This window comes from Legionella nigrisilvae (assembly GCF_977063395.2).
The window spans coordinates 83,168-101,267 of the sequence record NZ_CDRUGZ020000023.1; the positions used below are offsets into that span (position 1 = coordinate 83,168).

Genomic DNA, 18,100 nt, shown 5'->3' on the forward strand with positions numbered 1-18,100 from the left:
ATTTAAGGAAATTATAATGGTCCAAGAACATGCATTCTCTGCTTTTAAACCTCAAAGAGCGCTGCTTAGTGTTTCAGATAAACGAGGCATAGTGGACTTAGGTAAAGTACTCCATAAAATGGGTGTAGAGCTTATAGCAACGGGAAATACCGCTGCATTACTCAAAGAACATAAATTGCCAGTTGTCGATGTTAGTGAGTGTACAGGTTTTCCAGAAATGCTCGATGGTCGAGTAAAAACTTTGCACCCAGCCATTCATGCAGGTTTACTTGCACGCGGGAAAAAAGACGAAAAAACACTTAAAGAGCACTCTATCAAACCCATCGATTTGCTGGTAATTAATTTATATCCATTTGAACAAACCATCAGTCGTCATGACTGTAACTTCAATGAGGCAATCGAAAATATTGATATTGGCGGCCCCGCCATGATTCGTTCCGCAGCGAAGAATTATGCACACACTTTCGTTGTGGTAAAGCCAGAAGATTACGCCGAACTAATCAAGTACTTAAAAAGCAAAAAAGTTCCTTCAGACTGGGGGTTCACTTTAGCTAAAAAAGCCTTTGCTCATACAGCTGCATATGATGCTGCTATTACAAATTATCTGACTACTCTCGATGCGCAGCACACTCCCTGTGGTTTCCCAGAAGTACTTACATGTCAGTTTAATAAAATAACCGATTTACGTTATGGAGAAAATCCACATCAACAAGCCGCTTTCTATGTTGATAAAAAAGCTTCATCCGGTTCTTTAGGTTCTGCTCAGTTAATTCAAGGCAAGCAATTATCCTATAACAACATTTTAGATGCGGATGCGGCATTGGATTGTGCTAAATCCTTTTCTTGCGAGAAACCCGTATGTGTAATTATCAAGCATGCAAACCCCTGTGGTATTGCTATAAGTGATTCTCCTCTTAATGCTTATCTCAAGGCTTTTCAATGTGATCCAACATCAGCCTACGGCGGTATAATCGCTTTTAACCAAAAATTGGATGCTACTACCGCCAAAACTATTCTTGAAAAGCAATTTGTAGAAGTCATTTTGGCCCCTGAGATTAGTGAGGAAGCCAAAGAAATTTTTGCCAGCAAAGAAAATATTCGTGTTTTATCAACTGGAGCTTGGAAACATGATGATGCATTTCGCCTGAACCTGAAAAAGGTAGATGGGGGCCTGTTGGTACAAGAACATGACTCTCTTTCATTAGGCAGCTATGAAATTAAAGTCATGACTCAAAACAAACCCTCAGATCAACAAATGAGTGATTTAATGTTTGCCTGGCTTGGGGTAAAACATGTCAAATCCAATGCGATTGTTTATGCTAAAGATGAAGCAACAATAGGAATTGGTGGAGGTCAAACCAGCCGGGTTATGAGTGCTCGTATTGGCCTATGGCAGGCAACACAAATGGGATTCGACCCTCGTGGTTGTGTTATGGCTTCTGACGCATTTATCCCCTTTCCGGATACTGTAGAAATTGCCGCAGAAGCAGGAATTGCTGCTATTATCCAACCCGGTGGTTCAATTAGAGACGGACAAATTATAGATTGCGCTGAAAAACATGGACTCATTATGGTATTCACCGGAATTCGTCACTTTAAACATTAAGATGTAGAAGAAAATACATGTACCATGTAGTCTAGATAGCGATGCAGAATAGGGAACGAATTACCCTTTATGGAGAATAGAACTGTGAATACTCTGGTAATTACAGGAGTTAGTCGAGGAATCGGACTAGAAACCGCCAAATTATTTTTAAAGAGGGGTTGGTTGGTTATTGGAACTTCAACTCAGGGTAATGCGCCCCTTAAAGACAAGAATCTAAAAATTCATCCCCTTAATTTGCTAGATTCAAAGCAAATTAATTATTTCACGGAACAATTACCACAATTTGATGTCTTAATTAATAATGCAGCCATCCTCCTAGAAAATTGGAATGAAACAAAGATTAGCATAAGCCGGTTAAAAGAAACTTTTGCGGTTAATGTATTTGGGACTATTGAATTAACTGAACAGTGCCTTTCTAAATTAAATCCAAATGCCCAAATAATTAATATTACTTCGGGATGGGGTGCTTTTAGTTCCAATGATTCCGCAAACGTACCCCACTACAAAATGTCAAAATCATGCTTGAATATGTACACTCTTCTTCTGGCTAAAAGACTTCCTGGAATTACTATCTCCAGTTTTGACCCAGGTTGGGTGAGAACGGATATGGGAAAAAGTAACGCTCCCAAACTGCCTTCGGAAGCGGCACACGAACTTTTTGAATTGGTAAACAAGAAGAAAGAAAGCGGTTATTTTTGGCATGAAGGGAAAACGAGAGATTGGTAAATAAAACTTTTCAAGGACTCTACTCTTGATCCGTAACAATAAAGCAACCAAAATAGGATATATAATTATTTGTCCACAGGAGTTAGGATGACCCATGACAAAGAACTTAGCGAGTTATTACAGGCTATAGCGGAAAAAAGTCTGCAAATTATTTCCGATATTAAAGAAACTCCTTTACAAGTTCCCATAATAATCAATCAATATATTGAACTAACGGAACATTTCCAAAATGTAATGAGTATTCTTCTGCAGAATCCGGAAAAAATCTGGGAAATGCAACTCGCATACTGGCAAGACGCGTTTAACTTAGCACAAACCCAATTACAGCATTGGTTAAATGGAACGCCCATGCCCATAAATGATCCACGCTTTCATGAAGAAGATTGGCTAAATAATCCTTTTTTTAATATGTTAACCCAGCATTACCTTTTAGCCAGTCAGCATATGAATACTTTATTTGAAAAGATAGAATACCCTGATAAAAATACGGCTAAGCGTTTAAAATTTTTTACCAAGCAATATTTAGATGCATTATCGCCAGCTAACTTTTTGCACACGAATCCTCAGATCATGGATGAAACATTGAAAAGTCATGGCAAAAATTTATTACATGGACTTCATAATCTACTTTCTGATCTAGAAGTAGGTTCTCCTCGTCTGATGATTAAAATGACTGATACGGAGGCATTTAAGCTCGGTAAAAACCTCGCTATTACTCCAGGAAAGGTAGTCTTTCGTAATAGTCTAATGGAACTCATACAATACACGCCACAAACCACTAAGGTAAAATCTATTCCTCTTCTTATTATTCCGCCCTGGATAAACAAATATTACATCTTGGATTTAAGCCCACATAATTCTCTTGTTGGCTGGTTAGTAAAGCAAGGAATTACTGTATTTATCATTTCTTGGGTAAATCCAGATTCAAATTTTTCCCATAAAAGTTTATACGATTATTTAAATGAAGGACCATTAACCGCCATTGGTATGATTCAAAAGCAACTCAGTATAAAGCAGGTTAATGCTATGGGCTTTTGTATTGGTGGAACCCTCCTATCCATGTTACTTGCTTATAATAAAGCACGACAAGACAACTCCATTCGGAGTGCAACTTTTTTAGCTTCTATGATTGATTTTAGTGATCCCGGTGACATTGCTGTTTTTATTGATGAACAGCAAATCGCAAAATTAGAAGATGAGATGAAGTCTAAGGGATATCTAGCTGGAAAATTTATGGCTTCAAGTTTTAACTCACTTAGAGCAAATGACTTAATTTGGTCTTTCTTTATTAAAAATTACCTACGAGGTAAAAACCCGGTTCCTTTTGATATATTGTATTGGAACTCAGACTCCACCAACATGCCAGCAACCATGCATTCCCAATATTTAAGATGGATGTATTTACACAATGATCTGGTAAAACCAGGTAAAATTCATCTTAATCATACCCCAATTAATATCAGTGCTATTGATATACCTACCTTTTTCCTTTCAACTGAAAAAGATCATATTGCTCCGTGGAAAACTACCTACTTGGGATTTCAACTTATGAATGGTCCCAAACGTTTTGTACTGGGTGGATCTGGTCATATAGCAGGAATTATCAATGCGCCTGAAACAAAAAAATACGGCTATAAGGTTAATAATCATTTTCCTACTCATCCAGAGCAATGGTTAGAGAATGCTACTGAACATTCAGGCTCCTGGTGGCCAGAATGGTTAAAATGGCTAAAAACGCATTCAGGAAAACTCATACCCGCTCCAGATTTTAACCAGTTACCATTAAAATCAATAATGGACGCACCAGGTAGTTATGTACTAAAGAAATAGATACAGTCTGGAAGAAGCGAAGTAAGTCCAAACATTCTTAAGGATGTTGTCCCGTAATGTAGCCGTTGCTTGCAACCGTTTGCAAGCTAATCACTACATTTAATTTTTAAAAAAGAAATCTATATAATAAATTAAAAAACTTTTTATGGTTAGCATCCGCTCGTAGTCACGGCATCCGTTGGAGGATTTAATGCACTGGTTGCTTGGGTATATACCACGGCACAATTCGTTTTGAGTGTATCTATAAGCTAACCACCAACAAGCTCCAGGAATGTAACCTGTTCCCTTATCCATTTCAAACCTTAAGTCGTATTAAACACTTTTACTCTTCAATTAATTCATTTTGAATAGTTACATAATCTATTTTTCCTGAAGGTAGTACGGGAATTTTATTTCCTGGAACAATTTTATGCGGTACAAGTAATTCTGAATAATTCAGTTCCTTTATTCTCTTGATAAAGCTTGTTTTATTGGCATTGTCAGCTTCACTATATAGTATAATTTGCTCTCCTTTTTTCGGGCTCTTCATACTTACGGCAGCATGTAATAACTCAGGCCAAATTGAGGCAGCAACACCCTCTACGGCAGTAAGAGAAACCATTTCCCCGGCAATCTTCGCAAAACGTTTTGCTCGGCCCGCAATGGTAATGAAACCCTCTTCATTCATAGTCACTATATCACCTGTATCATGCCACCCGTCTTCAGGTGGAATAATCTTTTCCGACTTGTCGCAAGAGAGATAACCTTTCATGATATTAGGCCCACGTAAGATTAACCGGCCCCCTTCCGCAATACCATCTACAGGTTGTATTCGACTTTCCATAGAAGGCAACAACATCCCCACACTTCCTGGAATAGAGGCTAAAGGGCAATTCATAGAAATCACTGGCGACGCTTCCGTCGCACCATATCCTTCATAGACTTTCACTCCAAAAGTGTCGATCCAATGTCGAATCGTTTCCGGTTTCACTTTTTCTGCTCCAGCAAAAATGTAACGGACGCTGCTAAAATCATGTCGTTCTGCCGCTCGAGCATAGCCTGTTAAAAAGGTATCGGTTCCAAGCATAATGGTAGCACTGGTTTGATAAATCAAACCCGGAATTATTTTATAATGCAATGGAGAAGGATAAAAAAAGCAACTAATTCCATTTATTAATGGCAGAATGGAACCGGTTGTTAATCCAAAACAATGAAAGATAGGCAAGGCATTGAAAAATTTATCACGAGAAGAAAAATCCACTCGCGAAGTTAATTGGCAACAATTGGCTAATAAATTAGCATGAGTTAACACAACTCCTTTCGGAAGCCCTTCTGAACCCGAGGTAAATAGTATAACTCCGGGCTCCTCTGCAGAAACCGGGTTACCAATTAATTGATAGGCTCGAGAAGGAAACATCCCCTTGAATATCCCAGAAAGCTTATTCCCTAAATTAATAGAAGATTTAAAATCTTCGAGGAAATAAATCTTAATCCCTGCGTTCTGTAATCCCTCGACCAAATCGTCCAGTTTTGCTGTATCAATGAATTGTCTTGCAGTATAAATCGTTTTTACTTCTGCAACAGTACACGTAGCTAACAGATTATGTAGTCCCAAGCTAAAATTTAGCATAGCTGGAATGCGTCGATATGCATGTAAAGCAAAAAAGGTAACCATGCCCGCAATCGTGGTAGGCAGCATGATACCGACATGCTCTCCTACTTGAGTTTGCTCCTTAATTTGTCGACCTAAAATAAAACAACGGGCAAGAAATTGTTTGGAAGTTAACGGCGCACGATTTGCATCTTCAATTTTTGCTTTACTCTTTGTTCCTAACACACTTCCTTGAATGAGTGCTTCAAACATTGTCATTGGTTGATAACTATTTGCAAAAGTCAGTTCACTAATTAACTGAAACAACCGAGTGCTCATTGCATTTCGGTTAAGAGGTGTATTTTCTTTCTCGATATAAGATCGTGTCGGCAATACATGTAAGATAATTTTTGGAAATAAATAAATACGATGCTTATCTTTACTTATCGAAAAAATACTGTGTTGGGCTCCGTCGATACGGATTGGAATCACTGAAGAGCCAGCCTTTTGTAACACCATTCCTGGGGCATCAAAAACCTTTAAGCTCTCTTCTTGCAATCCAATTCCCTGCGGAAAAATAACACAACGCTTTCCTTCTCGGATGGCTTTGACTAAAGCTCTTGCTGCAAAAGCGTTGGTAGAGTCAATGATAATGACATCAGCAAAAAGCATCATCATCTTCATCCAAAGTTTACCAGCTGATCGTGGAGGAAACGCTACCGTCAATTGCTCAGGTAAAAAAGCAGCAAGCAAAAGCAAATCAATTTTTGAGGTTCTATTGGCAATAATGACTGAATTAGACTCCGGCTGATACGTTCCCTGCACCTCCACCTTAAACCAGTAGGCTAAGATTGCTCTAATCCATCTACGGGCACGTTGCTTTTGGCTTTCCTTCCACATTACTTGTTCCATGTTTTTGTTTCTCTTATAAAAATCCGCTCTTGGTTATACCCAATCAATCATTATTTTTCAAGATTGCAACCGATAACCAGGTGTAATAGACTTTCTTTACTAGTGAACTGTCAAGGATTGTACGATTACAGACCCCGATCTATTTCATACAAAAATAACGTCTAGTCGACTCACTCATCCTATTAAGACAATTTTCATTGTTTTAGCTTTGATCTCACTTATTTCGACTGCCTTTATTTTTCATAATTATTCAAGTGTACTCATTAACTGGATTGAGCATCTTGGCTGGATTGCACCCATTCTTTTTTTAATAATATATTGCGTTGCAACCATTATGTTCTTGCCTACTATGGTGATCACCCTGGCCGGCGGGGCGCTTTTCGGGCCTTTGTTTGGCACACTGCTCAATTTATTGGGGGCAACAAGCGGGGCTGCATTCTCTTTCTTAATTACCCGACACTTGATTTATAATTGGTTTTTACAAAGAAAAGGCAAAAAATTAAGCAAACTCATTTCTGCGGTTGAGCAAAAAGGATGGGTGATTGTTGCATTTCTTCGCTTAGTCCCAATAATTCCGTTTAATATAGTCAATTATGGTCTAGGAATAACCACGATTAAATTCCGGCCTTATTTGTTCACTACTTTTATTTTTCTTATTCCCGCTGAAATTGTTTATACCTATCTAGGTTATGCTGGAATGGGGGTTTTAAAACAAGAAGTATTTTATAAACACCCTGTAGTTTTAATAGCGGGTCTTGTTCTATTGCTGATATGTATTATCAAGCTATTGCATTTTGATCACTTTCGTTTTCAAAACGCAGAGAAGAAGATAATTGATTAAGTAATGGATGATCTACTGCAAAAACAATGTCATCCAAAGAGGATATCGGGCGAATCCCTTGTAAGGAATTAGTTACAAAAAGAGCATCCGCTTCCCTTAGCATTGTTTTGGTTACCGAAACCTCCATGCAATTTATGCCTTGCTGCTTGGAACATTGTAGAAGTCTTGAACGAGTAATGCCAGGAAGCACCCCATCGGTTACAGGAGGTGTTAGCAAACAATTATCGTGGATCACAAATAAGTTCGCACAGGTGGTTTCTGTCGCATGCTGTTGCAAGTTAAAAAATAAAGCATCATCGGCAACTGCCGCAATTGCCTGACGACGAGCGAGGATCGCCTCTAAATAATTGATTGATTTCACTTGATATATAGGATTAGTTCCATCTCTTAGCCAGGACGCACTTACTAATCGCTGTGGATGGGTTTCTATAGAATAATTAAACGCTTGAAATGCAAGTTGACTTACTTGTCCTCGTGCTGCCAAGCCTCTAGGGGCAGAACCCCCACTTAAAATCGCTTTAATACCACCATGATACAAATTATCTTGCTTAATTTTATGGAGCAGATGCTCTAACCAGTGCTCAAAGGAAAGATCGAAGGGGATGTCCAATTTTCGTGCCGAATCCGTTAATCGCTGCCAATGCAAATAAGCACAACATGGCTTCGCTTCCTCTACTCTGAGCGTTTCAAACAACCCCTCGCCCAAAAAGATGCGATCATCTATTGGAAATGCAAAATTACATTCCCCTTCTGTGAGTACTCGTGTTCGTATCATAAACGGTACTTAATCCTAATTCTTCAGTTGATTCCCTTACGAATGATTACTGACAAATCGAATTTAATAGTCGCCAAAATCGTCCAGTTCATCCCGTAACCGCTTTTCGTCTAACATATTTTCCAATCGCCTGCGTGCATCCAAACCACGAGGAACATTTTCCATAATTTCTGCTTCAACATCCAATTCGCTGTCCACATCAACGAAGTCTTCTCCGACTTCTACAACAGCATCTTCATCATCTTCAAACAAATCACTCATACCATTCTCTCAATGAGTTATATTGTACCTAGATACCCATCCCAAAAGGATCTAAAAACCAGGACGGCTTATATACCTTATTTTTTTTGTCTTGACTAGTTTTTTTTTAAAAATAGCAATTCCACGAAGATTTTGAGAGTGACAAATTTTTTCGAAGATTTCAATACCTTGAATTTTTACAATAAAGAATCGATAATTTAATAAGTACAACACATTGATAACTTATGACAGATTACGTCAAGAAGGCTTTAAGAGATACAATGAAACAAATACGCTCGAAGATATCTGTTTCGTATCGCGCCACGGCTTCAACTCAAGTATGTACCCGCATTCGCTTGCTGGAACAATATCGCCAAGCCAAGCAAATAGCACTTTATTTTGCGATAAACGGGGAAATTGAGTTAGATGAGCTATGGAAAAATGCTCTTTTACAAGGGAAAATTTGTTATTTTCCTGTTCTAAATGAGGATTTAACCCTCTCTTTTTTACCCGCCACAGCAGATACTCCTTTTCAAAAGAATCGCTATGGGATTCCGGAGCCGGATGTCAGCCCTGATTTAGCAATTGCCGTAGAGGAACTGGAGTTAGTTTTTGTTCCATTGGTGGCCTTTGATGTACGCTGTAATCGTATAGGGATGGGTGCGGGTTATTACGATCGAACCTTCAAAGGCAAAGAGAATTGTCCCTTATTTGGCGTAGCCTACCAATTTCAACGAGTCGATGATTACCTTGAGCCTGAACCTTGGGATATTCAGCTTAACGCTGTCATAACCCAACGTGCTATTTATTGGTATGGTGGCTGACTCTAGTTTAGGTTAGGGCATCTGCATTGATTTCCCCAGTACGTACTCGAACGACTTGTTGCAATTCATAAACAAAAATTTTGCCATCACCAATCTTACCCGTATATGCAGACTTACAAATTGCTTCGATTGCAGCTTCAACCATGTCGTCTGGTAGCGCTAGTTCAATTTTAATTTTAGGAAGGAAATCCACTACATATTCAGCCCCACGATACAATTCAGTATGGCCTTTTTGTCGGCCGAAACCACGTGTTTCCGAAATAGTTATTCCTGGTACACCAATTTCCATTAATGCCTCATGAACATCATCTAATTTAAAAGGCTTAATAATTGCCATAATCATTTTCATAATATATTCCGCTGTGTGTATACTTTTGTTAGACTCTTTGCAAAACCAAACATGGAGTGATTATGTTCGACCCCAAACAATTTGATGATTTAGCAAAAAAACTTTTTTCAGCTCTCCCCCCCAGTCTACAAAACATTGAAAAAGACATCCAACAAAAATTTAAAGAAGTCCTTCAAGCAGCCTTTTCTCATATGGAACTTATTACCCGGGAAGAATTTGATGTACAAACCAAAGTTCTGGCACGAACTCGCGAAAAAGTAGAACACCTTCAAAAGCAAGTCGATATGTTACTGACTCAGCTTAATAAAGATCAAAAATAAAAAAGAGCAGCTTAAGCGGCATAGGAAATTTGTCGCTTTATTAGTCCAACATCAAAGGAATAAGCAATGAATCTTGCGTTTACTAAAACACGTAGTACCGTTGGGATATTGGCACAACCCGTGTCAGTAGAAGTTCATTTATCAAATGGGTTGCCTGGATTTACAATAGTGGGACTGGCCGAAACCGCAGTGAAAGAAAGTAAGGATCGAGTTCGCTCCGCGATTATTAATAGCCAGTTTGAATTCCCCTGCCGCAGAATCACAGTGAACTTGGGACCTGCTGACTTACCCAAAATTGGGAGTGGTTTTGATTTACCCATCGCTCTTGGAATTCTTGCTGCATCAGATCAAATTCCTCAAAATCAATTGGCCGATCATGAATTTATAGCAGAACTTGCCTTAAGTGGAGAGCTTCGAGGGATTTCTGCTATTATTCCTGCGGTCTTAGCAGCACATAAAAGCCAAAGTTTACTTATTATTGCCAGTGCAAATGCTCATGAAGCGGCACTAACCGGCTATCAAAACATCTATAGTGCTAATAATTTGCGCGAAGTATGCAGCTACCTTTGTCAAGGAACTTCATTACACGCGTTACCACCCAAGCCGGAATCATGCGTCAGACCAGACACGATGGATTGGTCTGACATCAAAGGACAATTTCATGCAAAAAAAGCAATGGAAATTGCAGCATGTGGTGGTCACAGCATCTTGCTAAGTGGTGCTCCTGGAAGTGGTAAAACGATGTTAGCAAAACGGTTTAATACCTTATTACCTCCACTATCTGAAACACAGGCCTTAGAATGTGTGGTCATCAATTCCATACGGGGTAAATTACCTGATTTTAGCCAATGGCGCTCACCCCCTTTTCGCGCCCCCCATCATACTGCATCCCCGGCATCTCTAGTAGGTGGAGGAAACCCACCTAAGCCGGGAGAGATCTCTCTAGCACATCATGGAGTTTTGTTTCTTGATGAGTTACCTGAATTTAGCCGCCATGTTCTAGAAACTCTAAGACAACCGCTTGAATCAGGAACCGTTTGCATTTCCAGAGCCGCTGCACAAATCGAATTTCCCGCTCAATTCCAGTTCCTCGCAGCAATGAATCCTTGTCCCTGCGGGCAATGGGGGAACCCACAAGCAAACTGCGTATGCAGTCCTGATCGTATTAAACGTTATCATGCGAAGATTTCAGCACCTTTATTAGATCGGATTGATATGCATATCACGGTCCAAGCATTAACTCAGGAAGAATTGGTTGCTCCGAATAATAATCCCCTAAAACAAAGTGAATCAATCCGAGAACAAGTTATCCAAGCACGAACTATACAGGTAGAACGACAAAATTGCCTCAATGCCTATTTAAGCGCTAATACTTGTGAAAAAATTTGTGCGTTAGGTTCTGAAGAACAAGATTTTTTACATCAATCGATGCTGCAATTCAAACTTTCTGCTCGAGGATATCATCGCTTATTGAAAGTTGCACGAACGATAGCCGACATGAATCAAAGCATCCTGGTTTCTAAAATCCATTTACAACAAGCATTATCCTTTAGACATGCCTTACGCACTCCTGCATAGCCCCTTTTAGGGGGCTATAGTTTCCCAGCAACATTTATGCTGTGTGCATGCTCTTCGACTCCACTTGTGCACTCTAGTCTCATTCATTTTGAACCGGTCTAAGTGGGGTAAGTGCTATAAATCAAAAGCAAGGGTAAATGCGCGTAGAAGATAAAATAGCACTGGGATGAACAGCCCAAATATAAAAATGCCAGTTAGGATAGACATGGAGTAATACTTCGTCCCATCAGACTGAAGTTCATTATTGCCATAGATTTTTTTTCTTTGAGTTAAAAGATAAGTTAAAAGAAGTAGTCCATAAAAACAATAAGAAGCATAACTTATTCGAACTAGGTAATTGGACATGTCTTGGCTATTCATATTATCAATAGGCAAATTGATAAGGAAAAAACTTACCAGCCAAATAAACATTGTTTTGGTCGCATTATTTTGTTCCTCTAAGGCCGAAAACCAAGTAAGGATTAGGGGGAAAATCAATAAAGGAAAATAATAAGACCAACCTAAAGGACTCATAAGTAACATCATAGCCAATGTCAAACAAAAAGGTTGATGATTTATTGGATCATTTTCAGTGGGACCTAACTTTCTCCAGTACCACAGGAACAAAATTAAAAGCAACACTGCATACAATATATTAATGGGTATTAAGTAGGACTTATTAGGAATTATTTCACCTCCAAAAAAAAGACGATAAATGAAACCATAAATGGAAGCATTCCAACCATCCCCATACCAAAATACGCCCGTCATCATTTTGAAATATTGTTGATAAAGCATTGGTCCTTTTAATACAGCAGGTAAAAACGAAGCCACTAAGAAAACCAGTAACATCGTCACAAAAACTCGCTTCCGGCCTTGTTTTAAAACGTAGAAAAATAACAGTGCGGGAAACAATTTAATTGCAATAATAATGCCCCATAATATACCTGCAAAATAATCGCGATGATTCCAATAAAAATAATAACCCAGCATGAGGAAAAACAATAAAACACCACCAAATTGCTGTGTTACAAAATTCATTAATGTCGGAAAAAATGCGAAATAAAGTAGATATAAATTGATATGATTTTTTTGGAAAAATTGAGAAGAGAAGGCATAATAAAACGCAATCCGTGTGCCAATTACTCCCAAAACAAGAGAAAGACAAAACCATACAACTAATCCATTTAAGTAACTTAACTTCGCCAAAAAGCTAAAGCTCCACACAACAAATGGTGGATTTACATTGGCAGGTAACATCTTTAAGGAAGACATATACATTATAGAAAAATTTATATAAGGATTTTCTCCTTGTAATACTGCTTGACACGAATAATAAAGAGATGAGAAATCACTTTTTTGATAACGCATAAAAATGAAGAAGGAGAGCAAACAATAGAAGCTCAACAGCAGGAGAATGCCTATTTTTTGGTAGCGACTCATCCAATATATTTCCTTGAATTTTTTCTTATTAAATAGCACGTCCTCTGTGACTTATCAAAATACTACCTTTGATTACATAAGGCATCAAAAATTGCCATCCGTACGAAAACCCCATTAGCAACTTGATTTAATATAAAAGAGTTCGGCCCATCGGCCACATCACTGTCTATTTCAACACCACGATTTATAGGTCCCGGGTGCATCACCATTACATCCGGACGAGTATATGCTAGACTTCCCTTGGTTAACGCAAAATCACGTCGATAAGAATCCAGATCCAAATGATCTGACTCCAATAAACGCTCGCGTTGAACCCGCAAACAAATCACGACATCAGCATTAGTTAATCCATCGCGTAGATCGTGAGTAACCCGCCCATAATGCAAGCTCTTTGGCTGCCATAGTTCCGGCGCAACCAAAACAAGCTCACCTACACCCAGTTGTGCACAAATCCATTGAAAGGAATTCGCTACACGTGAGTGTCTAATATTTCCCAAAATAGCTATTTTTAATTGATCCAACCGTGGTTTTTGTTCAAGGATCGTCATCATATCCAGCAAAGCCTGACTTGGATGAGCATGGGTACCATCCCCAGCGTTTATTATATGGACACTATTTCCAATTTGATTTACTAAACTTTGTTGTAAACCCTCTTGTGAATGACGAATTACAAAATACTGAATTCCCATTGCAGCCAAGGTACGGATTGTATCTTCAATAATCTCTCCCTTAGTTTCAGAAGAGCTTTGTAAGTCTAAATTGATTACTGGCATCGATAAACGCTGGGCAGCCAATTCAAAACTCACCCGAGTGCGAGTACTGTTTTCATAAAACAAATTCGCAACAGTATGTTGTGCATAGGAAGGATATTGGGATGAGTTATGATTTTTGAAATAAACCGCGCGTTGGAGTAAAGACTCAATCTGTTGTCGTGATAATTGACTAATTTCTAAAAAATGATTCATAAAACCCTTATCTTTTTAACTTAACTCCCAGGGTCTAGGGTCTTCCTCATTTCGCAAGATGGAACTCAACGCTCTGATTTTAAACACCTTATCAGATAAGCCAAGATAGGAGAAAGGAACAGCCCTATTCAGGATGTTGTAACCATTGCTCAAGTATAACACAAGCCGCTATACTATCTACCTCAGATTGTTTGATTTTACGATATCCACCCTGTGCAAACAATTGCTCCCTGGCTTCCACCGTAGAGAGTCGTTCATCAACTAAATGAACCGGCAAAGAAAATCGCTTGCGCAATTCTTTGGCGAATCGACGTGCGGCAGATGTTGTATATAATTCACTGCCATCAATACACGTGGGAATCCCAACAATTAATCCTTGAGGTGACCATTCCGTAATCAATTTGGCGACTGCACTCCAATCAGGAACACCTATTCGAGCATTAAGCGTTGAAAGAGGAGAAGCACTACACGTGAGCTGTTGTCCTACTGCAACACCAATGCGTTTATAACCAAAATCAAAACCTATGAAAACAGGACTAGGCATGGCCGATATATGAACTCAGTTGACTCATTTTGACCCCTAAAGTGGATCCCGCATACTCCCAACGATCTTCGAAGGGCACCTCATACAGAATTTCGGAGCGGTAGGGGCAAACTAACCATGTATTCTCAAGAATCTCTTTTTCTAGTTGATGCTCTACCCAGCCAGCATAACCTAAAGTTATTAGAACATCTTTAGGTCCTTTGTCCTCTGCAATGGCGCGAATAATATCATTAGATGTGGTTACCGTCACCTCATCTTGCAAAAACAAACTAGAACGCCAACCACCCAATTGTTTATGAATAACAAATCCTCTCTCCGGTTGTACTGGTCCGCCAAACATTAAGGGTAAATGGCTTTGCTCCATACGGACCGGTTCAATATGTAATTGTTCAAAAACAATAGACAACGGAAATTGCATTGGACGATTTATAATCAAGCCTACCGAGCCTTGTTCATGGTGTTCACAAACATAAATAACAGTTCGTTCAAAATTAGGATCATTGAGGGAAGGCATCGCGATCAGCAAGTGATTAGCCAAGGAGCTTATAATTGCCATGAGCCCTCCATAAAGGTCGGTTTATTTAGCTGCTTCTATTTATAATTATACACCAGTTGCTCGTTTTTTATTCAATTATTTAAAGATTATCCGCGACTGAAACTTTTACATAAAGTGTTGCTTGTTGAGAAAATGGCCTTCCTGCTGTATATGAAACCGAAGAGGAATCCGTATCCTTTGTTCCTTCTGGGCTTCCCAAAGAAACCCACTTATTGAGTGGTACCATCAATGTTGTATCTATATTTTGATCATCAAATTGTTGTCCCCCAGCCGGATTTTGTTGTTCACGCACCCGGCGTAGCTTCAATTCGACCTGTGATCCACGCATAATGGGCTGTACTAATAAACCATTTTTGATTTGATGTTGTTGATACTCGATTCCTGTGAAAAAACCCGCCCCTACAGCAGTAACGATGGGTACTTCTTGATCGGTAGATACGAAAGCTGATTCTCCATTCATAACTTTAACCGATTGGGTCCGCTTCACTTCAGCAGGAGATTTCGTACTATAGGTTACCGAATTTTCATTTTGTGCACTAAGCCAATTTGGGTCACCTTGATAAATAGAAATATTAAATGTTACTGGAGGTACATCGATTTGATGTAATATCGTTCTAATTTGGGTTAATGTTTGCGGAGAAACCTGAACAACTAAGGTTTGATCAGAACCACTTATTTTTTCTCCAGTTTGCAGCATAGGTTGCACTAACTGAATAACTTTTTGGGCAGGAACATAATGCAATTCAATTACCTTAGTAATTGTTTCGGAACATACGCTATGTGCTAACAACAATAATCCTATTAGCCAAAATCGCTTCATCCTGAGCTCCTTGTCCCGTTCCTATTTCATCGATTTTATTAAAAAAAAAAGTATTGTGGTAAACCCTAGTATTTTCAATTGTAGACCAATATAAAAAATCATTGCAGCAAATTGAAAATATTTTTATTTTTTTTATTTAAAAAAACAAAGAATAAACCGAAAAATTTGGTGAACTGCAATTCAATTGTTTTGTTCCTGAAAAAGTTTGGGTATACTTCTCAAAAATTTGCCTAAGAGATGCGAATATAATGGGTAGCATATTTAATATGTTTGGTCCTTCACCAATTAGACCGATAGAACAACACATGCGAAAAGTGCACCAATGTGCCAAACAGCTCTACCCATTTTTTGAAGCCGTCCTTAAAAAAGACTGGACGACCGCGAATAGAATAAAAGAAAAAATAATTTCTCTTGAAAAAGAAGCTGATTTAATCAAACGGGATCTACGTCTTCATTTGCCTACTGGACTATTCCTTCCTGTTTCTCGTACTGATCTGCTTGAGTTGCTTAGTGCTCAAGATTTCATAGCGAATAAGACGGAAGATATTGCAATACTCATCATTAGTAGACAAATGACTATCCCAGCAGCAATAGTTTCCATTTTTATGCCTTTTTTAAGTCGTTGTCTTGACGCATCAAAGCAGGCTTGTAAAGCAATTAATGAATTAGATGAATTACTAGAGACAGGTTTCAGGGGCTCAGAAGTAAAGATCGTTGAGGAAATGATCTTAACTCTTTATGAGATTGAACATGACAGTGATGAACGTCTAGCAGATATTCGACATCGTATTTTTGAAATCGAAAAAGATTTATCTGCAATTGATGCGATTTTTCTCTACAAATTGGTCCAATGGATTGATGATTTAGCCGATGGCGCTCAACATGTGGGCAGTCGTCTTCAAATTCTAATCGCGCGGTAGTCAAGTTCTATGGATTATTCAATTATATATCTTCTTGTAGCAGTCATTTTGTGTTTTTTGATGACTTGGGGTGTCGGTGCCAATGATTTAGCCAATGTCATGAGCACTACCATGGGCTCAAAAGCCGTTACCGTCAAGCAAGCAATGCTAATCGCCATAATTTTTGAATTTGCTGGTGCATTTTTAGGTGGAACTGGTGTTACCGAGACAATGCGTGATGGAATTATTAACTCCAGCGAACTTTCTGGACAGCCCTTGATCCTTATAGAAGGAATGTTGGGTGTTTTATTAGCTTGTACTATCTGGATGAATCTCGCGAGCTATCTTGGAGTTCCTGTTTCTATTACTAATGCCTTAGTGGGTTCCATGGTAGGTTTTGGCACGATAGTGCTAGGACCCCAAGCAATTCATTGGAATCAAGTAAGTCGTATTGCCATAAGTTGGATTACCTCCCCGATGATTTCGGGAATTACTGCATTTATATTATTTACGAGTATTCAACAAACTATTTTTGTTAAAAGTAACCCACTAACCAAAGCTAAATTATATATTCCTATTTATCTGTTCCTCATTGGCTCTATTTTGTCATTTATTACCGTATTTAAAGGGCTGAATCATTTTCATATTCATCTGAATTTCAAGCAAAATTTAGCGGTTACTTTAGCAACGAGTATTATTATCACAATTATTGGAATGATAATTATTAAACGCATTCCGGAGCACCCAAGAATAAGACGTAGAGAACGATTTATCCAAGTAGAAAAATATTTTGCTGTACTTATGGCGATGACTGCTTGTGCGATGGCTTTTGCACATGGATCCAATGACGTAGCCTTAGCAGTGGGCCCCCTTTCCATCATTTACAGCTTGATCATGAGTTCACATCAAGTTTTTAATGCCAATAATTACCCCGCATGGATTATCTTATTAGGTTGTGTGGGTGTAGTTACAGGCCTGCTTATGTACGGTAGAAAAGTCATTGAAACCGTAGGTAGCGCAATCACCGCTCTGACTCCTAGTCGCGCCTTTGCAGCAACGCTTTCAGCCGCAACTACTGTAGTAGTAGCAACAAGTACAGGTATTCCCGTTTCAGCAACGCAAACATTAGTAGGCGCTGTTCTTGGAGTGGGTTTGGCACGAGGTATCGGTGCGTTGAATCTGATTGTAATCCGTAACATCTTTATGTCATGGGTTTTAACATTACCTGCCGCATCTATTCTGACGATTCTAGCTTACAAAGCATTACATTTCTTTTTGGGCTAATAAGTGTGTGTAGGCCGGTGTAGCAACGCAAAATCTGGA

The 18,100-nt window shown here is 38.9% G+C and carries 18 protein-coding genes; 9 read left to right on the forward strand and 9 right to left on the reverse strand.

Annotation, left to right across the window (positions count from 1 at the left end; translation table 11 throughout):
- Nucleotides 1-16 precede the first annotated feature (16 nt).
- The 3 genes from purH to ACWTE2_RS15430 all read left to right on the forward strand — a co-directional run bounded on the left by purH (nt 17) and on the right by ACWTE2_RS15430 (nt 4,162).
- Nucleotides 17-1,606, forward strand: a complete 1,590-nt coding sequence (gene purH / locus ACWTE2_RS15420; protein WP_454786048.1) for a bifunctional phosphoribosylaminoimidazolecarboxamide formyltransferase/IMP cyclohydrolase — start codon at nt 17-19, stop codon at nt 1,604-1,606.
- An 84-nt stretch (nt 1,607-1,690) separates the two neighbouring features.
- Complete coding sequence (locus tag ACWTE2_RS15425) at nt 1,691-2,332, forward strand: SDR family NAD(P)-dependent oxidoreductase (RefSeq protein ID WP_454786049.1); 642 nt, start codon at nt 1,691-1,693, stop codon at nt 2,330-2,332.
- An 87-nt stretch (nt 2,333-2,419) separates the two neighbouring features.
- A complete protein-coding gene (locus tag ACWTE2_RS15430; protein ID WP_454786050.1) occupies nt 2,420-4,162 on the forward strand; it encodes a PHA/PHB synthase family protein in 1,743 nt (580 codons plus the stop codon).
- 322 nt (nt 4,163-4,484) lie between these two features.
- Here ACWTE2_RS15430 and ACWTE2_RS15435 read toward each other — a convergent pair whose 3' ends face one another.
- Complete coding sequence (locus tag ACWTE2_RS15435) at nt 4,485-6,644, reverse strand: AMP-binding protein (RefSeq protein WP_454786051.1); 2,160 nt, start codon at nt 6,642-6,644, stop codon at nt 4,485-4,487.
- A 334-nt stretch (nt 6,645-6,978) separates the two neighbouring features.
- On the opposite strand from ACWTE2_RS15435, the gene ACWTE2_RS15440 reads away from it, so the two are divergent.
- Complete coding sequence (locus ACWTE2_RS15440) at nt 6,979-7,485, forward strand: TVP38/TMEM64 family protein (RefSeq protein ID WP_483099551.1); 507 nt, start codon at nt 6,979-6,981, stop codon at nt 7,483-7,485.
- Here ACWTE2_RS15440 and ACWTE2_RS15445 read toward each other — a convergent pair.
- Together ACWTE2_RS15445 and ACWTE2_RS15450 are read right to left on the reverse strand one after the other, a co-directional pair.
- A complete protein-coding gene (locus ACWTE2_RS15445; protein ID WP_454786053.1) occupies nt 7,424-8,260 on the reverse strand; it encodes an aminotransferase class IV in 837 nt (278 codons plus the stop codon). The genes ACWTE2_RS15440 and ACWTE2_RS15445 overlap by 62 nt on opposite strands.
- Nucleotides 8,261-8,323: 63 nt before the next feature.
- Entirely contained in the window at nt 8,324-8,521 is a 198-nt protein-coding gene (locus ACWTE2_RS15450) for a PA3496 family putative envelope integrity protein (protein WP_182391504.1), read from the reverse strand.
- Nucleotides 8,522-8,745: 224 nt separating this feature from the next.
- Here ACWTE2_RS15450 and ACWTE2_RS15455 point away from each other — a divergent pair, with 224 nt between their 5' ends.
- Complete coding sequence (locus tag ACWTE2_RS15455) at nt 8,746-9,324, forward strand: 5-formyltetrahydrofolate cyclo-ligase (RefSeq protein WP_454786054.1); 579 nt, start codon at nt 8,746-8,748, stop codon at nt 9,322-9,324.
- Nucleotides 9,325-9,331: 7 nt separating this feature from the next.
- Here the strand turns inward: ACWTE2_RS15455 and ACWTE2_RS15460 are convergent, their stop codons facing one another.
- On the reverse strand, nt 9,332-9,673 hold the full coding sequence (locus tag ACWTE2_RS15460; protein ID WP_003635241.1) for a P-II family nitrogen regulator: 342 nt from the start codon (nt 9,671-9,673) through the stop codon (nt 9,332-9,334).
- 62 nt (nt 9,674-9,735) lie between these two features.
- Here ACWTE2_RS15460 and ubiK point away from each other — a divergent pair, with 62 nt between their 5' ends.
- On the forward strand, nt 9,736-9,993 hold the full coding sequence (ubiK, locus tag ACWTE2_RS15465; RefSeq protein WP_182391506.1) for a ubiquinone biosynthesis accessory factor UbiK: 258 nt from the start codon (nt 9,736-9,738) through the stop codon (nt 9,991-9,993).
- A gap of 66 nt (nt 9,994-10,059) precedes the next feature.
- Nucleotides 10,060-11,571, forward strand: a complete 1,512-nt coding sequence (locus ACWTE2_RS15470; RefSeq protein ID WP_454786055.1) for a YifB family Mg chelatase-like AAA ATPase — start codon at nt 10,060-10,062, stop codon at nt 11,569-11,571.
- Between the two features lie 114 nt (nt 11,572-11,685).
- Here ACWTE2_RS15470 and ACWTE2_RS15475 read toward each other — a convergent pair whose 3' ends face one another.
- From ACWTE2_RS15475 to ACWTE2_RS15495, 5 genes are all read right to left on the reverse strand, one after another.
- Nucleotides 11,686-12,993, reverse strand: a complete 1,308-nt coding sequence (locus ACWTE2_RS15475; protein ID WP_454786056.1) for a glycosyltransferase family 87 protein — start codon at nt 12,991-12,993, stop codon at nt 11,686-11,688.
- 62 nt (nt 12,994-13,055) lie between these two features.
- Nucleotides 13,056-13,958 (reverse strand): aspartate carbamoyltransferase catalytic subunit, encoded by a 903-nt coding sequence (locus tag ACWTE2_RS15480; protein ID WP_454786057.1) that lies wholly within the window; start codon nt 13,956-13,958, stop codon nt 13,056-13,058.
- A 124-nt stretch (nt 13,959-14,082) separates the two neighbouring features.
- Nucleotides 14,083-14,502 (reverse strand): Holliday junction resolvase RuvX, encoded by a 420-nt coding sequence (gene ruvX / locus ACWTE2_RS15485; protein WP_182391510.1) that lies wholly within the window; start codon nt 14,500-14,502, stop codon nt 14,083-14,085.
- The gene (locus ACWTE2_RS15490; protein WP_182391511.1) at nt 14,495-15,058 is read right to left on the reverse strand and encodes a YqgE/AlgH family protein; all 564 of its coding nucleotides are present in this window, start codon (nt 15,056-15,058) and stop codon (nt 14,495-14,497) included. Before ACWTE2_RS15490 ends, ruvX begins: the two co-directional genes overlap by 8 nt.
- A gap of 79 nt (nt 15,059-15,137) precedes the next feature.
- Complete coding sequence (locus tag ACWTE2_RS15495; protein WP_454786058.1) at nt 15,138-15,878, reverse strand: type II/III secretion system protein; 741 nt, start codon at nt 15,876-15,878, stop codon at nt 15,138-15,140.
- Nucleotides 15,879-16,126: 248 nt separating this feature from the next.
- On the opposite strand from ACWTE2_RS15495, the gene ACWTE2_RS15500 reads away from it, so the two are divergent.
- Together ACWTE2_RS15500 and ACWTE2_RS15505 are read left to right on the forward strand one after the other, a co-directional pair.
- Nucleotides 16,127-16,798 carry a TIGR00153 family protein gene (locus tag ACWTE2_RS15500; RefSeq protein ID WP_454786059.1) on the forward strand — a complete coding sequence of 224 codons (672 nt, stop codon included), beginning with the start codon at nt 16,127-16,129 and terminating at the stop codon, nt 16,796-16,798.
- A gap of 9 nt (nt 16,799-16,807) precedes the next feature.
- Entirely contained in the window at nt 16,808-18,061 is a 1,254-nt protein-coding gene (locus ACWTE2_RS15505) for an inorganic phosphate transporter (protein ID WP_182391513.1), read from the forward strand.
- The last annotated feature ends 39 nt before the right edge of the window (nt 18,062-18,100 follow it).

Excerpts from the sequence above, each read along its gene's own strand:
- purH (WP_454786048.1), top strand. The coding sequence starts at position 17 with ATGGTCCAAGAACATGCATTCTCTGCTTTTAAACCTCAAAGAGCGCTG.
- ACWTE2_RS15430 (WP_454786050.1), top strand. The coding sequence starts at position 2,420 with ATGACCCATGACAAAGAACTTAGCGAGTTATTACAGGCTATAGCGGAA.
- ACWTE2_RS15435 (WP_454786051.1), bottom strand. The coding sequence starts at position 6,644 with ATGGAACAAGTAATGTGGAAGGAAAGCCAAAAGCAACGTGCCCGTAGA.
- ACWTE2_RS15440 (WP_483099551.1), top strand. The coding sequence starts at position 6,979 with ATGTTCTTGCCTACTATGGTGATCACCCTGGCCGGCGGGGCGCTTTTC.
- ACWTE2_RS15445 (WP_454786053.1), bottom strand. The coding sequence starts at position 8,260 with ATGATACGAACACGAGTACTCACAGAAGGGGAATGTAATTTTGCATTT.
- ACWTE2_RS15450 (WP_182391504.1), bottom strand. The coding sequence starts at position 8,521 with ATGAGTGATTTGTTTGAAGATGATGAAGATGCTGTTGTAGAAGTCGGA.
- ACWTE2_RS15455 (WP_454786054.1), top strand. The coding sequence starts at position 8,746 with ATGACAGATTACGTCAAGAAGGCTTTAAGAGATACAATGAAACAAATA.
- ACWTE2_RS15460 (WP_003635241.1), bottom strand. The coding sequence starts at position 9,673 with ATGAAAATGATTATGGCAATTATTAAGCCTTTTAAATTAGATGATGTT.
- ubiK (WP_182391506.1), top strand. The coding sequence starts at position 9,736 with ATGTTCGACCCCAAACAATTTGATGATTTAGCAAAAAAACTTTTTTCA.
- ACWTE2_RS15470 (WP_454786055.1), top strand. The coding sequence starts at position 10,060 with ATGAATCTTGCGTTTACTAAAACACGTAGTACCGTTGGGATATTGGCA.
- ACWTE2_RS15475 (WP_454786056.1), bottom strand. The coding sequence starts at position 12,993 with ATGAGTCGCTACCAAAAAATAGGCATTCTCCTGCTGTTGAGCTTCTAT.
- ACWTE2_RS15480 (WP_454786057.1), bottom strand. The coding sequence starts at position 13,958 with ATGAATCATTTTTTAGAAATTAGTCAATTATCACGACAACAGATTGAG.
- ruvX (WP_182391510.1), bottom strand. The coding sequence starts at position 14,502 with ATGCCTAGTCCTGTTTTCATAGGTTTTGATTTTGGTTATAAACGCATT.
- ACWTE2_RS15490 (WP_182391511.1), bottom strand. The coding sequence starts at position 15,058 with ATGGCAATTATAAGCTCCTTGGCTAATCACTTGCTGATCGCGATGCCT.
- ACWTE2_RS15495 (WP_454786058.1), bottom strand. The coding sequence starts at position 15,878 with ATGAAGCGATTTTGGCTAATAGGATTATTGTTGTTAGCACATAGCGTA.
- ACWTE2_RS15500 (WP_454786059.1), top strand. The coding sequence starts at position 16,127 with ATGGGTAGCATATTTAATATGTTTGGTCCTTCACCAATTAGACCGATA.
- ACWTE2_RS15505 (WP_182391513.1), top strand. The coding sequence starts at position 16,808 with ATGGATTATTCAATTATATATCTTCTTGTAGCAGTCATTTTGTGTTTT.